Raw genomic sequence first — 5,105 nt, 5'->3', positions numbered from 1 at the left:
GGTGGGGATGATCGCGGTGACCGAGGAGTGCAGATCGCTGTCGGCCGCGTCTCCGGCTTCGGGGGCGGGACCGGATCCGGCTTCGGGGTCGGCCAGGTCGTCCACGGTGAAGACGGCGGTGGACTCGGCAGCGGCCTCGTACGGACCGGCAGCGGCCTCGTACTGGCCGGTGTCGAACTGACCGGTGTCGAACTGGCCGGTGTCGAACTGACCGGTGTCGAAGTGGCCGGTTCCGTACTGGGTCGCTTCGAACTGGTCGACCTGGTCGAACTGAGCGTCCTGGGGGGCGGCCTCGTAGCCCTCGGCCGCCGGCCAGGTGCCGCCGACCGTGTCGTACGCACCGGTGTCATACGCCCCGGTGTCGTACGCACCGCTCACGTCGTACGTGCCGGTGTCATACGTTCCGGTGTCGTACGCAGCGTTCACGTCGCTCACGTCGTACGTGCCCGTGGCATCGTACGACGGATACGCATACGGGTCGTACGCACCGGTCTCGTACCCCGCGGGGTACGTACCGCCGTCGTACGTTCCGTTCGCTTCGTACGCACCGCTCACGTCGTACGTGCCCGTGTCATAGGTGCCAGTGTCGTACGTGCCGGTGTCGTACGTGCCGGTGTCGTACGTGCCGGTGTCGTACGTGCCGGTGTCGTACGTCCCGCCGCCGTAGGCCGCCGTGTCGTAGGCACCGGTGTCGTACGCGGGCGCTCCGTAGGCGTCGTACGCACCGCTCACGTCGTAGGTGCCGGTGTCGTACGTACCGGCGGCATACGCGCCGGTGTCGTACGTGCCGGTGGTGTACCCGTCGTACGCGGCGTAACCGAGCTGGGCGTCCTGCTGTCCGTGCGGCTCGTAACCGGGGTGGGACCCGTACGAGGAGTCAGCAGCAGAGCCGGTCGGGTCTGTGTTCCCCGACGGGTGACGGTCGTTCACCACCAACTTCTCTTTCGCCTCGGCAGCAGGAGAATTAGCGGCGACTGTACCCGGCGGTATGCGACGGCGACAATCTTCCGTAGGTTTCGGGCCCTTCCAGACCGGGCATTTGGCCGTCTTTCGGAGGACGCCCGGCATGTTCTTGGCCCGACGTTCGATGAATGTTCGACATCGATTGGCGTAGTCGTCGTGATCGGGATCAGGCGACGGATGCCTGGTCGGACGCGAGCCCGTCCGCCGCGTCGCCGGGATTCTCCGACCGGGCCGGATTCGTCGGATCCGCCGAGGCCAGCGCCTCGCGGATGCCGGCCGCGACCGTGCCGTTGACCGGAAAAGCCAGATGTCCGACACCGGAGACATGGATGTTCCGGCACCGCAGATCGGCATGATTGATCTGTGCCGTCTCGGTCGGAACCATCATCTGATCGAGATCGCTCCAGAAGCAGACGAAAGACGTCCGGCAATTCGGCGCGGGCCGGGCCAACTCCTTGATCACGTCGGAATCCGGCCGCATCTGGCGCACGAGCGGATGCGCGGGCAGCAGCGAGGCGAGCCGGGTGCCGCCGTGCGGGGTGCCGAGCGTGACCAGCGTCCGGATCCGCGCGTCGCCTCCCAGCCGCTGCACGTAGTACCGCGCGATCAGGCCGCCGAGGCTGTGTCCCACCAGGTCGATGCGCCGGTGACCCGTGCGCTCGCAGACGTCCTCCACATGCCGGCCGAGCAGCTCCGCGGCCTTGCGTATGTCGCACGTGAGAGGGGAGTAGTTGAGCGCCTCGAGATGACGCCAGCCGTGCCGGCGCAGCGAGCGGCGCAGCAGGACGAAGACGGAACGATTGTCGATGAAGCCGTGCAGCAGGAGCACCGGCGGATGCGACCGGCCCTCGGTCGGCAGCATGGCGGGCGCGGGCAGCGGTTCTGCCGTGGCCTGCGCCCAGGCGTTCGATCTGCCGCCGCCTGTCCCGGCGTGCGCACCGGCGTGCGCCCCCGTTTCCGTCCCGGCCGCGGCCGTGGACGCTTTGGTTCTGGTGGCTTTCGGCCCGGACTTCGTACCTGCGGACGGCGGCCGTCCGGCATCGCGTACCGCGTCGGCGGCCGAGTCCGCGGCCGGGCCTGCGGGCGTGCCTCTGGCCGGGCCGGTGGGTGAGCCCCCGGCCGAGCCCCTGGTCGAGTCCGCGGCTGCGCCCGCGCGGGCTGCCGCTGCCGCGGCCTGCTCCTGCGAAACGCCCATGGGGTACAGCAGGAGGTGCCCGGCGAGCACCGCCAGCTCCCAGACCGTGACGCGCAGCATGGCGGCGGAGGGGCGGATCAGACAGCAGAGAAAGGGCAGGGCCTTCATCGGCCGACCTCCGAACGGCACACGGAGGACGCCTCTGTCCCCCGTTATGCCCTCAAGGGGAGCCGTTGGGTGCGTACACGGCCCCCGTGCACCGTGCTCGCCGATGACGTTGAGGTACCGGCGCGGACCGCCGACGGGTGTCACCCGAAGCGGCCCCGCGGCTCTGCGGCTGCCATACGTGCCGACCGTGCTGTCCGTTCCGTCTCTCCCGGCCGGCCTGTCCGTACGTGACGCGGTACCTCTTCCCCGCACACCGTGCGTGTGCATGGGGGCCTGTACGTACCCGGAATGCGCACTGCCGTGCCGCGCGGCTACGGCGCGGCGGTGCGGCAATCTGCTGCGGCTCCCTGCGCCGCCCCGCAGACGCCCCCGCCGCCTTGCGGCGGCGGAGGAGATGCGGCGTACGGCGCTAGCGAACGTGTCCCACGTGTGATTTCCCCCTCCCTCCATGTCGCGAAACGGCTCCGTGCGCGATGCTGGGGATAACGTTCGTTCACGCTGGCGGCCGCCCAGGCGGCCGCATATTCGGTTGTCGGCTCGACGGCGCTGGTCAAGGCCGGTGCCGCGCTTGGCTTGGAGGCAGTGATGGGTGTGACCGGTCCGATCCGTGTGGTGGTGGCCAAGCCGGGGCTCGACGGCCACGACCGTGGTGCCAAGGTCATCGCGCGGGCCCTGCGGGACGCGGGCATGGAGGTCATCTACACCGGGCTCCACCAGACCCCGGAGCAGATCGTGGACACCGCGATCCAGGAGGACGCCGACGCGATCGGCCTCTCGATCCTCTCGGGCGCGCACAACACCCTCTTCGCGAAGGTGATCGCACTGCTCAAGGAGCGCGACGCGGAGGACATCAAGGTCTTCGGCGGCGGCATCATCCCCGAGGCCGACATCGCGCCGCTCAAGGAGCAGGGGGTCGCCGAGATCTTCACCCCGGGCGCCACGACGGCCTCCATCGTCGAGTGGGTGAACGCCAACGTCCGCCAGCTGACGGCCTGAGCGAGCCGCGGCTCGCGCCTGCTCCGTCTCCTTCTCCGGCCCCGGCGTCGGTCCCGGCCCGGGCGCGGGGCGCCTCCGTGCCCGAGCGCCCGTCCGGGAGTCCGCCCGAGCGCCCGTCCGGGAGTCCGCCCGAGCCCCCGTCCAGGGGGCTGCCCGGGGGCTCACGGCCCCGCTCCGGCGTGCTTGGAGTCCGCCCCGGCGCACGAGGCGTCTCCCGCGGCGTGCGCGGTGTCCCTCTCGGCGTACGAGGTGTCTCTCTCGGCGTGCGGGGTGTCTCTCTCGGCGTGCGGGGCGGCCTTCTCGGCGTGCGAGGTGTCTTCCGCGGCGTGCGGGGCGTCGGCCTGCCGGGAGTCTCCCTCGGTCTGCCGGGCGTCCCCGTCGGTCAGTTCGGAGTGCATCGTGGCGCGGAGCCGGAGGGTGCCGACCAGGCGCTGGAAGGCTTCGGACCAGTAGCCGTCCGCGCCGGGCGAGCCGTCCTCCGGCTCGCCGCCCTGTGCCGTGAGCATGTCGAGCCGATCCGCCGCGGCCGGGTCCAGACACCGTTCGGCCAGCCCCATCACCCCGCTGAAGCTCCACGGATAGCTGCCGGCGTCCCGCGCGATGTCCAGCGCGTCGACCACCGCCCGGCCGAGCGGTTCGGACCACGGCACGGCGCACACCCCCAGCAGCCGGAACGCGTCCGACAGCCCGTGCGACGCGACGAACTCCGCCACCCACTCCGCGCGTTCCCCCTCGGGCAGCACTCCCAGCAGCTTCGCCGCGTCCCGCGACGACCCGGCCTCCCCGGACGCCCCGGTCTCCCCACCGGAAACGGCGCTGCCCGCTGTCCCGCTGCCGGCTGCGGTCGGGGCGCCCAGGAGCGCCTGTGCCCAGGCGGCGTTCCGCTGGCGCACCGCCGCCCGGCACCAGGCGTCGTGCACCTCCGTGCGCAGCCCGTCCGCCACCGGCAGCGCAACGATCTCCTCCGGGGTGCGGCACCCCAGTAGCCCCGACCACACCCCGAGCGGCGTCGCTTCGAGCAACTGGCCCATCCACCAGGCACGTTCGCCTCGCCCGGCCGGCGCCTGCGCCACCACGCCGTCCCGCTCCATGCCCGCATCGCACGCCCGCGGCGGCGTCACGACGAGCACCGGATCCGCGACCGGATCCGCGACCGGACCGGTGGCCGGGGCGTCGAGCCGGAGGCAGGCCGTGGCGCGCTCGGCCATGCGGGAGGCCAGGGCGGACTCCGGGAGAGCGGAGAGCAGTTCGGCCGCCGTCGCCCGGACGTTCCGGCTGCGGTCGGACAGCGCCTTCTCCAGGAACGGCTCGTCGGCCGGCGACAGCCCTTCGCGGAGCGAGTCCAGGAACATCAGCCGGTCCTCGGCCCGTTCGGTGGACCACGTGCCCGCGAGCAGCGCCAGGCCCGCCGCCGGATCGAGGCGGCGGGTTGCCGACAGCAGCGCGACCCGCTCCGCGAACAGGCCCTCCTCCCAGAGGCGTTGGCTCGCCGCCTGGTCCTGCCGCGCCGGCAGCGCCGCCGCGCCGCCGATCCCGCGCAGCGCGAACTTCCAGTCGTCGTTCAGCCGCGCCAGCCAGAGCGCCCGCGGCCCGGCCAGCGCGAGCGCGGCCGGCCGCAAGTCCGTACGGGCCCGGGCCGCGTCCAGCAGGGCCGGCAGCAGCGCGGCGGGCGCGCGGTACCCCCGCTCCCCGGCCGTCGCGAGCCACTGCGGCAGCAACTCCGTCAGGTCGGGGGCCGCGCCGCGCCGGCTGCCGGCGTGCCCGCCCCGGTCGGCCAGCAGCAGCGCGAGCCTCCGCCGCGCCGCGTCCGGCAGCTCGGGACGCGGATCCGGCGGGGCGAGGG

General features: G+C 72.6%; 3 protein-coding genes and 1 pseudogene. 1 reads left to right on the top strand and 3 read right to left on the bottom strand.

Annotated elements, in window-relative coordinates:
* Positions 1–933 (bottom strand): annotated as a pseudogene (locus tag CCS38_RS19695) (M23 family metallopeptidase); the annotation flags it as partial.
* A gap of 196 nt (positions 934–1,129) precedes the next feature.
* Positions 1,130–2,266, bottom strand: a complete 1,137-nt coding sequence (locus tag CCS38_RS19690; RefSeq protein WP_223734616.1) for an alpha/beta hydrolase — start codon at positions 2,264–2,266, stop codon at positions 1,130–1,132.
* A 585-nt stretch (positions 2,267–2,851) separates the two neighbouring features.
* On the opposite strand from CCS38_RS19690, the gene icmB reads away from it, so the two are divergent.
* On the top strand, positions 2,852–3,262 hold the full coding sequence (icmB, locus tag CCS38_RS19685) for a coenzyme B12-dependent isobutyryl CoA mutase small subunit (RefSeq protein ID WP_223734615.1): 411 nt from the start codon (positions 2,852–2,854) through the stop codon (positions 3,260–3,262).
* A gap of 161 nt (positions 3,263–3,423) precedes the next feature.
* Here the strand turns inward: icmB and CCS38_RS19680 are convergent.
* Positions 3,424–5,105, bottom strand: a 1,682-nt coding sequence (locus CCS38_RS19680; RefSeq protein ID WP_223734614.1) for a DUF5691 domain-containing protein, incomplete at its 5' end; no start/stop codon positions are given.

Origin of the sequence: Streptomyces purpurogeneiscleroticus (assembly GCF_020024005.1) — a bacterium.
GTDB lineage: Bacteria > Actinomycetota > Actinomycetes > Streptomycetales > Streptomycetaceae > Streptomyces > Streptomyces purpurogeneiscleroticus.
This window is presented reverse-complemented; position numbering and strand designations above follow the sequence as displayed.

Excerpts from the sequence above, each read along its gene's own strand:
- CCS38_RS19690 (WP_223734616.1), bottom strand. The coding sequence starts at position 2,266 with ATGAAGGCCCTGCCCTTTCTCTGCTGTCTGATCCGCCCCTCCGCCGCC.
- icmB (WP_223734615.1), top strand. The coding sequence starts at position 2,852 with ATGGGTGTGACCGGTCCGATCCGTGTGGTGGTGGCCAAGCCGGGGCTC.